The 16736-nt window shown below is 33.8% G+C and carries 20 protein-coding genes; 6 read left to right on the plus strand and 14 right to left on the minus strand.

From position 1 onward, the window contains the following. Positions 1–207 precede the first annotated feature (207 nt). The 6 genes from SCI76_RS05895 to SCI76_RS05920 all read right to left on the minus strand — a co-directional run bounded on the left by SCI76_RS05895 (position 208) and on the right by SCI76_RS05920 (position 4605). Positions 208–783 (minus strand): hypothetical protein, encoded by a 576-nt coding sequence (locus SCI76_RS05895; protein ID WP_168760568.1) that lies wholly within the window; start codon positions 781–783, stop codon positions 208–210. A gap of 341 nt (positions 784–1124) precedes the next feature. After that, positions 1125–1502 carry a hypothetical protein gene (locus SCI76_RS05900; RefSeq protein ID WP_014460728.1) on the minus strand — a complete coding sequence of 126 codons (378 nt, stop codon included), beginning with the start codon at positions 1500–1502 and terminating at the stop codon, positions 1125–1127. Between the two features lie 17 nt (positions 1503–1519). Further along, entirely contained in the window at positions 1520–2701 is a 1182-nt protein-coding gene (locus tag SCI76_RS05905) for a membrane protein (protein WP_048018621.1), read from the minus strand. A 447-nt stretch (positions 2702–3148) separates the two neighbouring features. After that, complete coding sequence (locus tag SCI76_RS05910; protein WP_048018620.1) at positions 3149–3502, minus strand: hypothetical protein; 354 nt, start codon at positions 3500–3502, stop codon at positions 3149–3151. A gap of 354 nt (positions 3503–3856) precedes the next feature. Then, a complete protein-coding gene (locus SCI76_RS05915; protein WP_168760566.1) occupies positions 3857–4087 on the minus strand; it encodes a DUF3923 family protein in 231 nt (76 codons plus the stop codon). Positions 4088–4299: 212 nt separating this feature from the next. Then, positions 4300–4605 (minus strand): hypothetical protein, encoded by a 306-nt coding sequence (locus SCI76_RS05920; protein WP_168760564.1) that lies wholly within the window; start codon positions 4603–4605, stop codon positions 4300–4302. Positions 4606–4869: 264 nt separating this feature from the next. Here SCI76_RS05920 and SCI76_RS05925 point away from each other — a divergent pair, with 264 nt between their 5' ends. After that, a complete protein-coding gene (locus SCI76_RS05925; RefSeq protein WP_028413882.1) occupies positions 4870–5406 on the plus strand; it encodes a GNAT family N-acetyltransferase in 537 nt (178 codons plus the stop codon). Positions 5407–5501: 95 nt separating this feature from the next. On the opposite strand, the gene SCI76_RS05930 is transcribed toward SCI76_RS05925, so the two are convergent. Beyond that, positions 5502–6005 carry a DinB family protein gene (locus SCI76_RS05930; RefSeq protein ID WP_407545086.1) on the minus strand — a complete coding sequence of 168 codons (504 nt, stop codon included), beginning with the start codon at positions 6003–6005 and terminating at the stop codon, positions 5502–5504. 98 nt (positions 6006–6103) lie between these two features. Here SCI76_RS05930 and SCI76_RS05935 point away from each other — a divergent pair, with 98 nt between their 5' ends. Together SCI76_RS05935 and SCI76_RS05940 are read left to right on the plus strand one after the other, a co-directional pair. Continuing rightward, a complete protein-coding gene (locus SCI76_RS05935; protein ID WP_048018616.1) occupies positions 6104–6517 on the plus strand; it encodes a hypothetical protein in 414 nt (137 codons plus the stop codon). 290 nt (positions 6518–6807) lie between these two features. Continuing rightward, the gene (locus SCI76_RS05940; RefSeq protein WP_196763245.1) at positions 6808–7416 is read left to right on the plus strand and encodes a DUF998 domain-containing protein; all 609 of its coding nucleotides are present in this window, start codon (positions 6808–6810) and stop codon (positions 7414–7416) included. Between the two features lie 110 nt (positions 7417–7526). Here the strand turns inward: SCI76_RS05940 and SCI76_RS05945 are convergent, their stop codons facing one another. Beyond that, a complete protein-coding gene (locus SCI76_RS05945; RefSeq protein ID WP_048018615.1) occupies positions 7527–8123 on the minus strand; it encodes a YdcF family protein in 597 nt (198 codons plus the stop codon). Between the two features lie 849 nt (positions 8124–8972). Between SCI76_RS05945 and SCI76_RS05950 the strand changes: the two genes are divergently transcribed. Together SCI76_RS05950 and SCI76_RS05955 are read left to right on the plus strand one after the other, a co-directional pair. Beyond that, complete coding sequence (locus tag SCI76_RS05950; RefSeq protein WP_045291319.1) at positions 8973–10142, plus strand: FtsW/RodA/SpoVE family cell cycle protein; 1170 nt, start codon at positions 8973–8975, stop codon at positions 10140–10142. Positions 10143–10283: 141 nt separating this feature from the next. Further along, entirely contained in the window at positions 10284–11474 is a 1191-nt protein-coding gene (locus SCI76_RS05955) for an FtsW/RodA/SpoVE family cell cycle protein (protein WP_048018614.1), read from the plus strand. A gap of 225 nt (positions 11475–11699) precedes the next feature. Here SCI76_RS05955 and SCI76_RS05960 read toward each other — a convergent pair whose 3' ends face one another. Next, positions 11700–12611 carry a peptidoglycan-binding protein gene (locus SCI76_RS05960; protein WP_310884326.1) on the minus strand — a complete coding sequence of 304 codons (912 nt, stop codon included), beginning with the start codon at positions 12609–12611 and terminating at the stop codon, positions 11700–11702. A gap of 311 nt (positions 12612–12922) precedes the next feature. On the opposite strand from SCI76_RS05960, the gene SCI76_RS05965 reads away from it, so the two are divergent. Beyond that, on the plus strand, positions 12923–13420 hold the full coding sequence (locus SCI76_RS05965; RefSeq protein WP_407545087.1) for a DUF2062 domain-containing protein: 498 nt from the start codon (positions 12923–12925) through the stop codon (positions 13418–13420). A 346-nt stretch (positions 13421–13766) separates the two neighbouring features. Here SCI76_RS05965 and SCI76_RS05970 read toward each other — a convergent pair whose 3' ends face one another. The 5 genes from SCI76_RS05970 to pfkA form a co-directional block, all read right to left on the minus strand. After that, the gene (locus tag SCI76_RS05970) at positions 13767–14150 is read right to left on the minus strand and encodes a YkvA family protein (protein ID WP_063246961.1); all 384 of its coding nucleotides are present in this window, start codon (positions 14148–14150) and stop codon (positions 13767–13769) included. A 94-nt stretch (positions 14151–14244) separates the two neighbouring features. Beyond that, positions 14245–14682, minus strand: coding sequence for an NUDIX domain-containing protein (locus SCI76_RS05975; RefSeq protein WP_063246960.1), 438 nt, complete (start codon positions 14680–14682; stop codon positions 14245–14247). A 284-nt stretch (positions 14683–14966) separates the two neighbouring features. Further along, positions 14967–15431 (minus strand): ribose 5-phosphate isomerase B, encoded by a 465-nt coding sequence (gene rpiB, locus SCI76_RS05980; RefSeq protein ID WP_275211344.1) that lies wholly within the window; start codon positions 15429–15431, stop codon positions 14967–14969. Positions 15432–15504: 73 nt separating this feature from the next. Beyond that, positions 15505–15639 (minus strand): GapA-binding peptide SR1P, encoded by a 135-nt coding sequence (locus SCI76_RS05985; protein ID WP_155726303.1) that lies wholly within the window; start codon positions 15637–15639, stop codon positions 15505–15507. 114 nt (positions 15640–15753) lie between these two features. Further along, on the minus strand, positions 15754–16710 hold the full coding sequence (gene pfkA, locus SCI76_RS05990) for a 6-phosphofructokinase (protein WP_275211345.1): 957 nt from the start codon (positions 16708–16710) through the stop codon (positions 15754–15756). Positions 16711–16736: the final 26 nt, after the last annotated feature.

Genomic DNA, 16736 nt, shown 5'->3' on the forward strand with positions numbered 1-16736 from the left:
AAAAGAAACAAGTGAAAAAAGCTTCAAATACTACTGGAATGAAATTATTCGAGCGCTTATCGTAACCAAATAAGTAAGGCTAATCAATTTTATTTTTGGAAAAAGTAAATCCACATACAAGCGTATAAATATAAAAACAATAGCTCGCTAACGCTGACGATATACAGAGTTAGCGAGCTATTAACCTATTTAAACTTAAAATCATGGTTATTGGCTTGAATCTAACCTAAACTCCGCAATATCCTTGTCGTCTTGAGAGATAATGAGTGTGCCTTTTAATGCATTAGCCTGTAGCTTTTTTAGTTTTTCTTCAGTTGGTAAAAGAGGTAATTCATTGTTTTTTTCCTTTGCTCCTAACGTATAATTAAGAGTGAATTTACTTGTTCCTTTAGATGGAATTTCTCCTATACTCATGCCAACCCCTAACTTATTGTTATCCATCTTATAAATATTTGAACCAATTGCTTCTTTTACAGCTGATACTAACTCCTTATCTGGTTCTATGCGAATGTTTGTTTTAACAGGATCAGAGAGAGCCATAATATTATTAGACTTATTTTCCATCGTGAATGTATAGTGTAACTCCGTTGGAACGATACGTTTACTTTTATTCTTTTTATCAGGTACTATCATTTCCCCAACGATTTTTTTATCATCTGTTAACATTACCTCCGATTTTTGTAATTTTAAGTAATCAACATTGTTTACATATTCCGTTTTTGAACAAGCGGAAATGATAAACACCAAACAAATAACGGAAAAACCAAGATAGAACTTTTTCATATTTATCCCCCTACCTATTCACATATCATGTTTGTTTACTAGTACATGATTGTGCTGATTCCTTCTATATAACACTTCATGGTGTGATTGAGCTTCGACATGGTATTTAGAATACCTAAACTTAATTATTAATGTTCTTGAGACAAAGCAAATTTAAAATAAATAAAAGTACTCGTGCTAATTATTATTATCCATAAATAAACTGTTTCCTCCCATTTTTTTAGTTTTAACACGTTTTTTGTACATATGATAATGTATCAAAAACGAATAGGCATATTGAAAGCAAAAAAAGCCACTAGTATGTGGGACAGTCTCGTCCCACATACCAATAGCTTTTTAAATTAAAAATCGTTATATTCCTCTAAATCATCATCATCTAATGACCCGGATAATTGCTCTAGATCTGCAACCTTACCTTCTTTGAAGGTTTGGTGGCTTTCTGAAGGCTTCTCTTCTGTCTCCTCTTGTTTACTCACAAACCCGTTGGACTGAGCTAATTTCTTTAATTCCCGTAGTTCGGAATTGATATGTTCAAGAAGTTCTTCTGTTCTGTGTCCTGCTTCTACTTGATTGGAAGATGAACTATGAAGGTCACGAACAATTAGAGATGAAATATAGTCCCCTAATTTTCGAGACTTTGCATATTTTGCAAGTATATCATAGACTTCATCACTCAACTGGTTAGTTTTAATCGTAAAGGCGTTTTGACGCTCTGACATGGTTATCACCTGCGCTGTTAGGATTTAACGGCTTTCTTCTCGGCTTGTTTCTTTTGAAGGTACCCCATGCTTCGGATTTCTAAGCCGAATAAATTTAAGTGACGGCTATCCTCAGGCACTTTATGATATTTCTCTGTGCGTTCTTCGCCAATTTTTTCACGCATGCTATTCATAATCGCTACTTCTAATGTAGGAGCGACACCGCCACTATATACATATTTTCGGATTTTATTTGCTGGTGGTGGGGCGACGTCATTTAACTTAGCTAGTAAGATCTCTACATAATCTCTTAGAGAAGATTTGATTTGAGCTGTTAAATCAATGGATTCACCTGTGTTTTCATTTTTTAGTTCAAACTTTTGTTTGCTGTAGTTATCTAAAATAAATTGATCAAAAGCGCGTAAATCGGTAAACAACTCTGGGAATTTCTCTTTTCGTAACTTATCGATATGTGCTAAGTAGGGAATACCCTCGATACTTTGGAACGATTCACGACTGTTCGCAGCCTTCAACCCTTCAGGTAAGATTACAACATCAATGGATCCTCCACCGATATCGATCATTACGGTTTCACATTCCACATATTCATTAGCATCTTCACGGTCTTGAAGCGTTAGGTCTTTCTTTAACGCAAAACGTGCGATTTCACCTTCTTTTAAACAAACACTTTCTTCCACAGATACTTTTAATTCTTTTTCAAATCCTGGGGTATGGATATAAAAAGTGTGCTCACCTACAAAGCGATTTGCCATAGCCTTTTGCGCTTCACCAAACGTACTTTCTTTTTTTAGTAACCAAATTGGTAACATTGTAGAGAAATAGTCAATCTGGATGTTGTTGTCCTTTTGATCTTTTGTATGTAACGCGTGGTAGTATGCGACGGCAGCTAAAAATGTTACGTATGGAATATGACTTGTAATTTTATTATGTAAACGATTAATATGATTGTTTGCTAATTGTTGGCTGGCGGCAATGTCACCCACTAAGAAATAACGTTCTTTTTCTTCCTCTCCAATGGTTGTAGATAATAAGATGCGCTTTTTAAATTCCTCTGGTGCTGTAACAGCATCTGTGAAGAATGAATCAGCAGCTTCTTTTTGGAGTTCTACTACGTTGGTTTGGAAATCAAATAGATATCCATCTATGATATTCATATCGACTGAGTTCCCACAGTCTTTATTAAAACGTGAAATTTTCATCTCTATACACCTCTTTTTTTAGTTGAACTTCTGTTGAACTTATTATACAAAAGAAAAGGTAGATTTTCAATCCTTCAGTTCAACTGATTTATCATCAAAAACTTACACATATCAACAATTTTTTTATCTAGTTGAACTTATTTCGGGGTCAGAAAAACAGTGTCAGGAAAGTTCTTTTTCGGGAATAAGAAAGTCGGAAGTAGAGATTCTGGTGAAAAAAGAGGTTGAGACAAAAGTATTTTAGATGAAGTAAAAAACGAGCTATTGATCAAGCGATTAGTAGTTTGTTTTTTTATTAAGCTAAACGCAGACTTCATTTGTTTAGGTCTTTCTAGCAGTTGATTGAAGGGTAAGACAAATACTCCTGGTGGAAAAGCGGAATGTATCAAGATAATATTTATATTCGTTAAGAGACTTAAAATCTTGTTTGACAATATTCGATAACACTCACCTTTTTTGGACTACCTTTTTCATTAACTGACTTTTATGATCTTTATCTTTAACTATAATATAATCCTCTGTTCCTTTTACTGAATAGATTTCTGAACCAACTGTAAAATAGTTTGATTGATTATTACCTGCAGGCATTTTAGTTGCTTTGGTTTTCTTTTCTATTGTTCCTATTTGGTCTCCTATTTCCTGCTTTTGATCTAGTTTATCTTCTGTTCCGTTATATTCCTTGTTTTCAACTACAACAATGATAGCAGAAGAACTTTCTGTATTCGTTCCTGTACTTTCTTGATTACATGCAGTTAGAACGGTTAAATAAACTACTAACAGAAAACTAAGTGTTCTCTTCATAATAGCCTCCGGAAATCATTTTCTACCCTTTAATTAAAATTGACATTAGGCGATATACCAAGTTCAGTGACGTATCATAATGTATTCGAAAACGAACAATCCTAAAAGTTCTATTAAACAAACTTTCTAGGCTCCTCCACATAAAAATCCACATAACCGCAGCTTGAACAAACATAAAATATTAATTCACTGTAATGGTGATCGTTATTTAATACCCTGCTCGGTGTTTTATTTATACCTACCGTACCAGGTGATGATTGAATACGGGCTTTGGTTAGAGATGAATCACATTTAGAGCACTTTTTACTTTGCATACATATCACCCTTTCTATTTCATAACATCATTCCTATTTTCTATAGTACATGCTTACTAGTTTTTAAATTAATAATTAGCCACATAACTTGAATAATCAAAGGGAAAATAAATGCGATTAGCAACACTATAAATGCGAACAATTTCAGCTCTAGTGTTTGGGTAACACCCGCTCCATCCACTTCTCTTGTCCAGACAACAGCTGTTCCTACGACGAAAAGTATGATCCAAATTATATTAGCTATCCACCAGGAAATCCATCGTCTTTTCACATCATCACTCCTTTCAATTTAAGCTGCATCTTTCTTTTTTAATTCCCAGATAAGAGCAATTGTAGAAATAGCTCCACCTACCGCAAAGAGATAAGAAGAAAACGGTATTGTTTCATGCATGAATAAACCTCTTATTCCATAAAAACACAGGATAATAGTGCCGATTAAACCAATCATAAGCCGAATATTTTTATTGATTGTTTTCTCCCCCTTTAGGTTTCTCTTTGCACCTGATCCTTTATCATAAATCCAAATATAGCGAAGAAGTTTAATACAACCAGCAATCCATAATAAAAGCCAAGCCTTTCAAAAAATAAAGAAAGAATGGGAAATATTATAGTTTCAAAGCCAAACAACATAATAATAAGTCCAATTCCTTTAGCGAGCTGCTTTTCATCCTTAGGTGTAAATATCTTTCCATATCCAGCAATAAAATTAGTACTACCTTTTTTCCATACACGTTTCCCAATATAAATGATTAAACAGCTTACTAGACTTATAAATAATAATTTCAACACCAGACATTACACCTTCTTTACATACTTCAATTTAACATATATAGTGTATTTTACCATAATCAATAAACAAATATTATGTATTAAAGGTGGACTCACAAAATACAACACTGTAAAATATATACATACTAATTTTGGAGGTTTTTGTTTGTTAAACTTATGCTTAGAGCTGGGTGAGTAAGCTTCCTTAATGAATGTGTGCATAAAGGAAGCCCCATTTATGGAGTATAAAAAGCGGTAATTTAGCAAGTTGATAGGAGACTCTAAATGGATATCTTAATTAAACAAGAACTCACTGAAGAATATAATGAAACTGAAAAAGTTGTGAAAAGCGCTTTTTTAAATGAAGAATACAGCGATAAGAAAGAACATTTACTTGTGAAACGAATTAGGAAGTCAGATGAATTTATTCCTGAACTTTCACTAGTCGCATTAAATCCGAATGCAGCAGATATTATAGGCCATATTCTTCTATCTAAAATAACAATTATAGATGGTGATAACGCTACCGTTTCTTTAGCACTTGCTCCAGTTTCAGTTGCACCTCAGTATCAAAAACAAGGAGCTGGGAGCCAACTAATACACGCTGCGTTAAAACGCGCAAAAGAGCTTGGTTATCATTCAGTAATTGTTTTAGGGCACAAAGATTACTATCCTAAGTTTGGATTTAAACCAGCTAGCTCATGGAATATATATGCTCCATTTGACGTGCCTGAAGAATTTTTTATGGCCATAGAGTTAACAGAAGGATCTCTAAAAAATGTGCAAGGTGTTGTACATTACTCAAAATCTTTTTCAGAGTAAGCACTAAATGATTAATTAGGTTTTACGTAAAGGCTGCCTGGAAAATAATTTTATAGTATTTTCCAGGCAGCCTCTTTTTTATTTACCTGATATTATTAAAGCGGTGGATTTTCCACACCTAAATGAACCCAATCTTCTTTTGGAGGCCCATAAACTCCAGCAGGTTTTAGGCCTGCTTGACGCATAAGAATGGTAATTTGACCTCGGTGATGAACAATATGTTTGATTAGTCCCATTAAGATTGTGGCATTTGATTGGGTTCTTCCAAACGCTTCTTGCGTATGTTCTAAAGATTCATCTGTCCATTTCTGTTCAATAATTTTAGCAGCATAAGAACTTACATTTTTAAAAGTTATAGCGATTTCCTGTGCTGAAGATGGAACGCTTGCTGTACTTTCAATTCTGTCTATGCTTAATCCGAATTCAGTTAGGTAATCTGGAATATTTGTTGTAAAATGCCAAGCAATTCTCCCTAACGTACGCCCTTCAGGATACACTTGTTGTTTCAACGAATCATCTGTCAAGCTATCTAAAACTTTTTGAGTCAGCATGGCTTCGTTGTTCCATTCTTTGATAAAATCTGAAATGGTATTATACATATAAAAGACCTCCCAATATAAATCTAATCTAAATCAATAACTAAATAATATCATAGAAGAAAAATAAGTTGGCTTATTTACTAAAGGAAGGAGACTTTATGTTATTTAAAGCTACCGCTCAAAAAACTGTTGTTTATCCTTTATTACTTTTAAATACTTTATTACTCATTCAAGCAGTTCAACATAAAGAACTTGCCTTTTTACACCTTTTGGCTATCCTTTGCTTGTTTCTTTCCCTTTTTCTCCGATATGAATTTCAGATAGACAGAGATACTTTAACCTATAGAATATATATATTATGGTTTAAAGTATATGCAAAAACCGTTAAACCCAGGGACATTAAAAGAATTGTATTTAAACGGTTAAGTTGGAAATCAAAATTAGCAGTAGTAAAAGTAGAAAACGGGTGGAATATGCGAATAGCATTATTTAATCCACCAAATGTTTTTAAGGAATTAGAAACATTTGCACATGAATATGATGTAGATATTCAAAAAACAGCAGATTATTAAATTCTAGAGAAAACATCTTGAATGCCACCGCGTTTTGGATACATTAAACTCCATGTAAGTCAGGCCGTATAATCAGCGTTATACATTTCTAATCAAGCTGCTTTTGGACCTCTCTAGCGCTACAAAGCATTAGTAAAGAGGTGCTTTCCTAAACACCTCCAAGTTAAACACTTTGTCCTCCTTCCTCACATCAACCCCAAGTCCTACATAAAAATAGGCTTCAAGGGCATTCTTTTTAACATTATTTGGATATAAAATTCGTATATAACGCTTTTTAAGAGGTGATAATTCTGTATATATCAAAAAAGGTTGGCATTTTAAGCTGGTTTGCTACTTGCTTGTATTTTTTAGTTGAACCTTTCTTTATTTTGACTTCAACTGCTCCCTACAGTTTTTTACATCACGCAATGAGTGATCTTGGTGTAACTTCTTGTGGAAACTACACCTATTCAATTGCACCTCATGAAATTTGCTCTCCTCACCATTTCTGGATGAACGTATTGTTTATTATAAACGGATTGACACTTTCAATTGGTGTTTTGTACATTTCACAAAACCTAAAGAAAACGAGAAAAAGCCAACTAGCAACAGCTTTTATTCTTATATTAGCTTTAGGTAATATTGTTTCAGGCTTTATCCCGGCTGATATACATTTATTTTGGCATTCAATACTTGCTCAGCTTGGCATGGTTACTGTTTTAGCTGGTCTTTGGATGTATGCATCATCTTTAAGCAGCGGCAAGTATTGGACTTATGGCTGCTTAATTTCCCTACTAATCATTCTCCTACTCATTATGCTTGTATTTTTTGTTCCTATGCCTACCGGTCTGCTGCAAAGGTTATTCTATTTAGTAATCTTTATATGGGGCACCGTGCTTTCCTTTATGTTAAACAAATAATCCACTATCATTCCGTTTCATATGAGCTTACAAGACTATGTTAAACTAGCCGGAATTTCAAATAGCAAAAAGTCCATAGAGGCATTCCCTATGGACTTTTTGCTATTTTGTTAAATAAATTCTCTTAATAATTCTTTAGATTTCTTTCCGCTAAAACCAAAATAATTGCCAATAAGTTTGACGTATTCTGTGTAAGTAACTTTTCTATTTAAAGCAGTTTCCCACCATCTCTGTGGATTATAATAACGACTTCCACTAGAGCAATAGGTTAATTGTATTTTGGTATCCTTAAATTCTTTATTAAAGTTTTTTTCTACCCTTTTCATATGGTAGTTTGAAGAAACAACGATAGCGGATTGAAAGTGATAGTTCATCATTAGCTTTTTTGTAAATTTAGCATTTTCCATAGTACTTGTAGCGTGATTTTCTAATATAATTGAATCCTCTGGTATTCCAGAGTCTTTGGCTTGATGATAAAAATTATTCTCTTGACCATTCGAAAGGATCAAATGAGACGCATATCCTTTTTTATATAATTCAATTCCTTTCTCCAGTCGATCATTATCACCACTTAACACAATAATCACGTCAGATTTTACAGGCTTTTCGTTCACTACAAGCTCTTTCCCGGCAAACAGGAAAAAAATCATCCCTAATCCCAGCATGAATATACTGATCTTTACTCTTTTACCTTTAATTTTTTGCATATAGACCCTCATTTAAAAAGTTCACTTCATATCGTATCATAAAGCTCAATATTCATAAAAATAAAAAGGTAATCTTCAAAAAAATTTTGCGCGCTGCAAGTAATCACAGCTTTTATATAAAAGTTAAAAGGTAAAACTTTAACAAACATTCTTTCTAAATATTTTTATATATCACCTTAAATTTCTATAAACTTAATATTTTTACTTATTTGTATTAATATTTATATTTTCACTTATTTTTCATTTTCCTATGATAAAATCACGATGACACAAGAAGCAAGCAAAATAATTTATTTATTAACCTAAAAAGCTGACCATCATGGTCAGCTTTTTGAGTTAAAAGAGAATTAACTACATCATAGCTTTCTATATTCATTGAGCCAGTGCACTTTAATCTTTAGTAAGATTCTAAGTTTTTTATTAGACAAATATTTTTCCTTGATGTTAAACTGTTTCCTGAAGGAAAAATAAATCAGGATTCAACTAAACTATATGATTTGCTAGCGTATATAGGCATTTCAGTCTCTTCTAAGTTAAAATTTTATTTTAAAGGGTTTCTTACGCCCAAAAAGTTTCCTTTAGGCAAATTTATAGTATTCAACAAAAAAAATAAGTTGAAGTCAAAAAATAGCTTTTTCATTAAATTAGGACTATTAAACGCTTTTAATTATACAGGCTATCCCTTGGTAGACCTTTTATATAAAAAATACAGGTAAAACAGATTGGAGGTTTGGGATAAATCATGAGAAGAAATCTATTTTATTGATGTTTTTTTAATTCTACATATATTAGAGAAACTTATGTTCAGTGATTGGAATAGAAATTTAATAAAGAAAAGGTGTTTTAAAGATGGAACGCAAGAAGTCGGAAAGCTTTAATTATGGTCTCGCTTTTACACTGCTGCTGTTTTTTATCATTAGCTGTATAGCTATTTATAACGCGCAAAAAACAGGACAGTATTCTACAAACTTTGTAATTAAACAAGTCGAATGGTACGCAGTAGGTATTGGAATTATCTTCCTCACCATGAGGCCCGATGAGGAACAATGGGACCAATTCACATGGTTCTTTTATGGGCTAAATATTTTTATCCTTATTTTACTCATCGTTTCTCCTCAAAGTATTGCTCCTGTCAAAAATGGTGCAAAAAGCTGGTTCGTCCTTCCTGGTATTGGATCGATACAACCTTCGGAATTCACAAAAATCTCTTTAATCTTAGCATTTAGTAAAGTGATACGAAATCACAACGAAAAATTTCGCGTAAGAGATATAAGAAGCGATGTTTTACTCGTTGGAAAGCTAGGAGCTACGTTAGCTGTCCCTATTCTTCTTATTATGCAGCAGCCCGATTTAGGAACGGCACTTGTGATGATCTTTTTATTCTTTGTCATGATATTCGTTTCAGGGGTAAGTTTTAAGCTCATTCTTCCTACCTTTACTTCTATTATAGGAATCGCTTCAGGTATTTTATATATGGTTTTGAACCACCCAAAAATGTTGGAAAAATATTTGCACGTTCAATCCTATCAGTTTGATCGTATCTATGCGTGGTTTGATCCGGAATCTTATGCAAACAGCTTGTCTTACAACTATATGCAAGTGTTAAAAGCAATAGGTGCAGGATCCATTTCAGGAAGAGATACATCAAAGTTTTCAGTATATGTTCCTGAAAAACATTCAGACTTTATTTTTAGTGCAATTGGAGAAAGTTACGGCTTCGTAGGAACTAGCCTTATCCTTTTCTTATTTATGGTGCTTATTTACCAAATTATTACCGTCGCATTTCAGACGAAAGATCAATTCTCTACATACATTTGTACCGGCGTTATTTCAATTGTTTTCTTTCATGTCTTAGAAAATGTGGGCATGTGTATAGGCCTTCTTCCGATAACGGGAATACCACTGCCGTTTATAAGCTACGGAGGAAGTGCGTTAATGAGTACGATGTTTTTGATGGGACTAGTATTAAATATAAGCTTTCGATCAAAGGCTTATATGTTTGATCAGGATGTGAGGTAATACAATGACTAGTAAAAAAATAGCTAAAGAGATAAATTCAGACCTAAAGATTCGTATGAAAGTATTGAAATATATGTGTATTTTTTTATTTTCTCTCTTGTATATAGCCGTTATTAGGTGGTTTTTTTAGGAGGAGTTTTTATGTTCAAAAAAATTCTAAAGTGTTACGATTACAAATTTATTGCTGCGTTAGTTGTTTTAAGCCTAATCGGTTTAATTATGGTTTACAGTGCCAGCATGGTAACAGCGATTAGTCGTTATGGTGTATCTGGGGATTATTTTTATAAAAAACAAAAGCTTGCTCTTATAGCAGGCTTTATCATATTCACATTAGCGGCTATCGTTCCGTATAAAATTTATCAGGAAAAAGCAGTATTGAAAATTTTATTAGGTGTCGCTGTTGCACTCCTTATTTTAGTTTTAGCTTTTGGACATACAGCAGGTAATGCACAAAGTTGGTTTAAAATTGGGCCTATTGCTATTCAGCCGTTAGAAATAACAAAATTAACGCTCATTATCTATTTAGCTGCTGTTTTTGCAAACAAACAAGAGTATATCAATGATTTAAAAAGGTCGATTCTTCCACCTATGCTGGTTGTGCTTTTTATTTGTTTTTTAATTATTTTGCAGCCTGATTATGGCGGAGCCTTGCTTATTTTAGGAACAGTTGCAGCTATTGTGTTATGTTCAGGCATTTCAAAAAAATCCATTTTAAAAATTAGTTTATTAGGCGTAATTGGAACACTTGTTATGTTAGCCGTTTTATTAGTAACCGGAAACATGGACCTTTTGTTTTCTCCGGGGCGTTTAGCTCGTTTTACTGGATTCTTACATCCTTTTGAAAATCAACAAGGCGATGGATATCAACTTGTTAATTCCTATGTAGCTATAGGAAATGGAGGAATATTGGGTATGGGGCTGGGCCAAGGCATTCAAAAAACGGGCTACTTGCCTGAATCACATACGGATTTTATTATGGCCATTATCGCAGAAGAGCTGGGATTTTGGGGTGTACTTCTTGTATTAGGGCTACTGTTTTTTATTATTTTTAAAGGATTAAAAACAGCTATTAAGTGTCGTGATCCTTTTGGAGCACTGTTAGCTATTGGTATTTCCGTTATGATGGCTGTTCAAGTATTTGTAAACCTTGGAGCTGTCACGGGTCTTCTTCCTATTACCGGGGTCACCCTCCCTTTTATAAGCTTTGGAGGTTCTTCGCTTACATTGTTAATGCTTGCTGCAGGAATACTTACCAATGTTTCGATGTTTAACACATACACTCAAACATATAAAAGCCAGTCAGTGGAACAAGCTTATATAAGGAATGTTTAACGTTTGAATCGCTAAGTGGTGTATGTTAGCTATTGTGGTTGTTATTAACAAGCTTTTACAGAAGACACATATCTCTAATTCTTTCAAGCAAGCTCAACCTTCATATTAACACCACTGCTCGCTGCTATAATAAAAAGTCCTGACTATATATCAGGACTTTTTACTTTATTTACATAAATAATCAAGCAGCTGCTTAGAATTGCTGTGTTTTTTACTAGTAATCTATTAGAGGATAGATTTACTTCCTAAATAACGAGGTGCCCAGTAAGAATTGCTTAACGATGCAATAGTTACACCAGTTGAACTTCCAGCATGAATAAACTGCCCGTTTCCAATATAAATTCCAGCGTGTGAAGGACCTCCAGTAGTATCGAAGAATACAATATCTCCAATATTCGGAGTAGATGTACTTTTTCCTGACTGATACAAGGTGGCTACTGTTCGCGGTACAGTTACTCCACCTCCATTTTTAAATACATAATAAATGAAACCACTGCAATCGAAACCATTTGGAGAAGTTCCGCCCCAAACATATGGCACCCCTATGAATTTTTTAGAATAAGCCACAATATCACTAGCTGTCGCTTGCGTTGAACTATTAACAGTTGAAGAACCAGTGGCGCTAGTAGATGCGTTATTTAAGGCATTTAAAGTAGCTGGACCTACTATTCCATCCACAGCTAAGCCATGATCCCGTTGGAAATCCATAACGGCAGTTTGAGTAATTGTGCCAAAATAGCCTGTTGGTGTGGCGTTAAAGTAACCTTTTTCCTTTAACAGCTGCTGTACTTTTTCAACTTCATTACTAGTCATTCCATATTTCAGAAGTGTACTGCTTGTAACCGCACTTGTTGAATTAGCTATTAACGCTTGATATGTATTAGGTCCCACCATTCCATCAGCGGTTAAACTATGAGAACGCTGAAAGCTTAGAACTGAATCTTTTGTAATTGAACCAAAATAGCCAGTCGAAGTAGCTGAAAATATACCCTTCTGTCTTAAAACATCCTGTAATTCTTTTATGTCTGGATCTGTCATACCTTCTTTTAATAGCTTGTCCCCTAAAGCTGCATGGCTTATTGTTGGTAAAACAATCAATGATGAGCATAAAGCTAATGAAGAAATTATCTTTTTCACTAAGTATATCCCCCGATGTTATATTTTTCTTGTTCTTGACTATAAAATTTTAGCAGGGAGAAATAGAAAAGAAACAACCTATTTGTGAATTTTTTGTGACAATTCTAAAAATCACTTGATTTATTAGGAGGTAATTATTTGTTTTGTCATATAAAGTATAAATATACTTATAATGGTTAAAGTTACTATTCTTTGACCTTACTGCTTTACGTATATACCGCTAAATCTTTCATACAATAAAGCACCTTTTTATAATTGTGAACATAAAAAAGAAAAATAGAGGCTGCATGGTAAAGGATAGGGGGAATAATGTGAGCAAAATAGCGGGTTTGAAGCGCCGATTTAAATACTTACTTATTAAACTATTACGATTAAAAGATCATTCACATAAAGTTGCGCTAGGTTTTAGTCTAGGTTCTGTTGTGAACTTTGTTCCTACCTTTGGATTTGGCCTTATACTATCCGTAGGTTTAGCTAAAGTATGTAAAGGAAACAGCATAGCAGGACTCATTGGTGGAATGTTTTTTATGTGGGCCTTTCCGTTGATGTTTTACTTGAATACAGTAGTTGGAGGATATATATTCCCAATCGATCTTGATCAAACTTTACTTCAGAATACAGATGAAGATTTAGATAATCGACTAGAACTAGGAGCAAAAATAGGAAAGAATTTTTTATTAGGTATGATTCTTAATAGCTTCTTATTTGGAAGTATACTCTATATTGCTAGCTACTATATTATAAATCAGTACAGAGGCTTTCTCTTACACTACATCTCTAAAAAGTGGATAGTAAAAAAACCGTACTAAACAAATGGATTATTAGCTTGATTTCAACCTTTATTTCTAATTGTAAATCAATCTAATTTATATAAAAAAACCATTAACGAACATTTCTTCAAAAGGCATAGAGATAAATTAGCCCATAATTGATACCTATGGTTATCAATTATGGGCTAAGGTACAATCTTTGTTTCTGTTTTAAGATAAATATGGAGGAAATACATTAAAAGAGAGCTCTGTCTATTTTTTTCTTGAATATCAATTTGCTGCATGTGTTCTAATGTACTCCTTTCAATTGTATATATCATTTACCATTTTTTATCATAACGATCGATAGTAAACCTAATATATTTTTTTCTTTGTAAGAGTACATTCAGTTTAAAAACTTAAAAACAGTAAAACAGCTCCACGTAAAAATAAGTAGCCATACTATGATAATAATTGAACCCACAACCCAATTTTTAGGTTTTTCATTTTGAATGAGCTCTTCTGCTTTTATTGTGCAGTCCTCTATTACATTTTTAGGTATCATCTTTAAAGCAAGCATAATTCCTAAAGGAACAATGATTATATCGTCAATATAGCCTAAAACCGGTATAAAATCAGGAATGAAATCGATTGGACTGAAGGCATATGCAACCACACAAGCAGTAAATACTTTGGTATACCAAGATACTCGGTTATCTTTATAAGCTAAGTATAAGATAAATAGCTGCTTTTTTAACTTTTTAGCCCACAACTTTAATTGGTTAAGCATGTTTCCTATTCTCCTTATGGACGGTTTAATATAATATGAAAATCGGTTTTATTTTTTGTTTAAATGCATGTTTCTTTTATGAGTAAATTCAAAACTATACGAATAACTGATTAATGCAGTCATCTTGATTTGCAGCTAGTTTAGGAACAGCTCCAACAGGAACCCAATAATAGAAAAAGATTAATCCTGCATCTTCCCCTTCAGAATTCACCTTATATTCCCACCGTTCTGCCGTTTCTTCTTGAACTTCTAAATGAAAAACATGTCGTTCATGATACTGACTTTTACTTTCATGATGATAGACGTATGTTTTTATTTTGTTCACCGATAAAAACTCCACTAATCCAGATTCTTCTTTGACCTCCCTATATAAAGCTTCTTCAATTGTTTCTCCCTCTTCTACAGTACCTGCTGGAACTTGAACTCCTGCTTCTGGATAATCTCTATGTTCGCAAACTAGTAACTCTGTATAGGGATCATTGAATCTAGTTATGTAAGCCATAACTTTTGTTATCATCGTTTTACCCTGCATGCTTGCTTCCTCCTATATATAGATACTAACCGTGCAAATTTCTTCATCAGCAAACAAACTTCTTTAGCTCTCAAGAATAAATCAGGCATATTTTATTACATTCATTTTAATTGCAAAAGAACTAGTCTCAGTGTTGTCATAATAAGCTGCTTTTACGGAAGGTTAACTGGTATGGGAATTGGAATAGTTAGTTTTGCTATTCTGATAAGAGCTGTAACCATCATATCAGTAAGTGAAGTAATAGGAAAAGGCAAGAATCAGATTGATTCTTGCCTTTTCTGTCTTTATTTTCTTTCAAGAGAAGGTTCTGATACATTTTCGTATTCTGTAATTTTACAGATGCGATTTTCATGACGCCCCCCAACAAATTGAGTTGATAACCACGTCTTCGCGATTTCGCGGGCTAAACCTGGCCCAATTACTCGTTCCCCCATGGCTAAAATGTTCGTATCGTTGTGTTCACGTGTCATCTTAGCTGAAAAAACGTCATGAACGAGTGCGCAACGAATTCCTTTTACTTTGTTAGCGGCAATACTCATCCCAATCCCTGTACCGCAGATTAAAATTCCAAAATCGGCTTCTCCATTCGCTATTCTTTTGGCAACTGGAATCGCATAGTCCGGATAATCGACTGAACTGCTGCATTCGCAGCCTAAATCTTCATATATTATGGACATTTCATCTAGCAGATTGATAATCTCTTTACAAGTGTTTATTCCGCCATGATCTGAAGCAATTATAACTTTCATAAGATTACTCTCCTCATTCATCTATAGTCTTAATTAAAATTCTAATGATTTTTGAGTCTCTTTTCCTGATACGTTATTTCCTAGAACAATCCTCAGAACACTTCCCGTACCATGTTTTAACCCCTTCAGAGTTGTCTACATTCTCAATAACTTTCCCACATACTTGACAAACGATAGTTCCCTGTTCTACATTAACCTGCTTATTCATAGCTATTTCCTCCTTTTTATTAGCAAAATTCGTTTGTATTCAAATACATTTCTTTAAAGACAAATTCGTTTTATCTTTAGTTTGATAAACCATTGTATGATAGAAAAGATGTGCTTAAGCTAGAATGGTATCCAGTAAGCTGTATTTATCATCATTAATAGATAACTTCGAATGAACTTTTTCAATATCTACATTGATTAAGTCATTTTCTTTAATTCCTACAGCCCTACCAGAATACCCTTTAAGTAATAGTTCTACTGCTGTAATCCCCATTTTACTTGCTAAGATACGATCAAATGCGGATGGCTGCCCTCCTCTTTGGATGAAACCTAATATACTCGTCCTTACGCTGATATCTAATTGATCCTCAACATATTTTTTCAGGTCTTGAATATCGTATATGTTTTCAGTAATTAGAATTAGGTTATCTTTTTTGCCACTTTTAATTTTCTTGTTCAGCTTGGAACATATCTCTTCAAAACTTAATTTTCTTTCCGGTGTCGAGATAATTTCTCCAGCTCCCGCTAAAGCAGAGTACAGGGCTAAATCTCCGCAATATCTTCCCATAACTTCTACAATCGTAGTCTTCTCATGAGATAAATCTGTATCCTTAATTTTACCGAGACATTCTAATATCGTATTTAATGTAGTATCAAATCCAAGTGAATAATCTGTGTAAGATAAATCATTATCAATCGTTGCCGGTATACCAATGACATTTACACCTAACTGATGTAATTTTTGTGTTCCTTTAAAAGAGCCTTCACCGCCGATTACTACTAAATGATTAATTCCATAATCTTTTAATATACTTAAAGCTTTTATTCTCCCCGACTCTTTCATAAATTCTGGGCACCGGGAGGTTTTTAAAAATGTCCCTCCTTTATCCGCAATATAGTCTACATCCGTAGAGGTTAATCTATAAAGTTTACCTTCTATTAAACCTTGGTAACCACCCTCGATTCCCATTACCTCCATGTTGTGATAAACAGCTGTTTTTACTACTGCTCGAATAGCAGCATTCATTCCTGGAGCGTCTCCGCCACTTGTTAAAACTCCTAGCTTCATCATTGTCATACACCCCTGTTATTCTTATC

The organism is Priestia sp. HNGD-A6 (assembly GCF_045784335.1).
In the GTDB taxonomy this organism is placed as follows: Bacteria; Bacillota; Bacilli; order Bacillales; family Bacillaceae_H; genus Priestia; species Priestia zanthoxyli.

What these genes read in the sequence shown, in the direction of transcription:
- SCI76_RS05975 (WP_063246960.1), bottom strand. Translation starts at nt 14,682, where the DNA reads ATGCAGGGTAAAACGATGATAACAAAAGTTATGGCTTACATAACTAGA.
- SCI76_RS05895 (WP_168760568.1), bottom strand. Translation starts at nt 783, where the DNA reads ATGAAAAAGTTCTATCTTGGTTTTTCCGTTATTTGTTTGGTGTTTATC.
- SCI76_RS05985 (WP_155726303.1), bottom strand. Translation starts at nt 15,639, where the DNA reads ATGAATAAGCAGGTTAATGTAGAACAGGGAACTATCGTTTGTCAAGTA.
- rpiB (WP_275211344.1), bottom strand. Translation starts at nt 15,431, where the DNA reads ATGAAAGTTATAATTGCTTCAGATCATGGCGGAATAAACACTTGTAAA.
- SCI76_RS05925 (WP_028413882.1), top strand. Translation starts at nt 4,870, where the DNA reads ATGGATATCTTAATTAAACAAGAACTCACTGAAGAATATAATGAAACT.
- SCI76_RS05955 (WP_048018614.1), top strand. Translation starts at nt 10,284, where the DNA reads ATGTTCAAAAAAATTCTAAAGTGTTACGATTACAAATTTATTGCTGCG.
- pfkA (WP_275211345.1), bottom strand. Translation starts at nt 16,710, where the DNA reads ATGATGAAGCTAGGAGTTTTAACAAGTGGCGGAGACGCTCCAGGAATG.
- SCI76_RS05900 (WP_014460728.1), bottom strand. Translation starts at nt 1,502, where the DNA reads ATGTCAGAGCGTCAAAACGCCTTTACGATTAAAACTAACCAGTTGAGT.
- SCI76_RS05945 (WP_048018615.1), bottom strand. Translation starts at nt 8,123, where the DNA reads ATGCAAAAAATTAAAGGTAAAAGAGTAAAGATCAGTATATTCATGCTG.
- SCI76_RS05910 (WP_048018620.1), bottom strand. Translation starts at nt 3,502, where the DNA reads ATGAAGAGAACACTTAGTTTTCTGTTAGTAGTTTATTTAACCGTTCTA.
- SCI76_RS05935 (WP_048018616.1), top strand. Translation starts at nt 6,104, where the DNA reads ATGTTATTTAAAGCTACCGCTCAAAAAACTGTTGTTTATCCTTTATTA.
- SCI76_RS05930 (WP_407545086.1), bottom strand. Translation starts at nt 6,005, where the DNA reads ATGTATAATACCATTTCAGATTTTATCAAAGAATGGAACAACGAAGCC.
- SCI76_RS05905 (WP_048018621.1), bottom strand. Translation starts at nt 2,701, where the DNA reads ATGAAAATTTCACGTTTTAATAAAGACTGTGGGAACTCAGTCGATATG.
- SCI76_RS05970 (WP_063246961.1), bottom strand. Translation starts at nt 14,150, where the DNA reads ATGCTTAACCAATTAAAGTTGTGGGCTAAAAAGTTAAAAAAGCAGCTA.
- SCI76_RS05950 (WP_045291319.1), top strand. Translation starts at nt 8,973, where the DNA reads ATGGAACGCAAGAAGTCGGAAAGCTTTAATTATGGTCTCGCTTTTACA.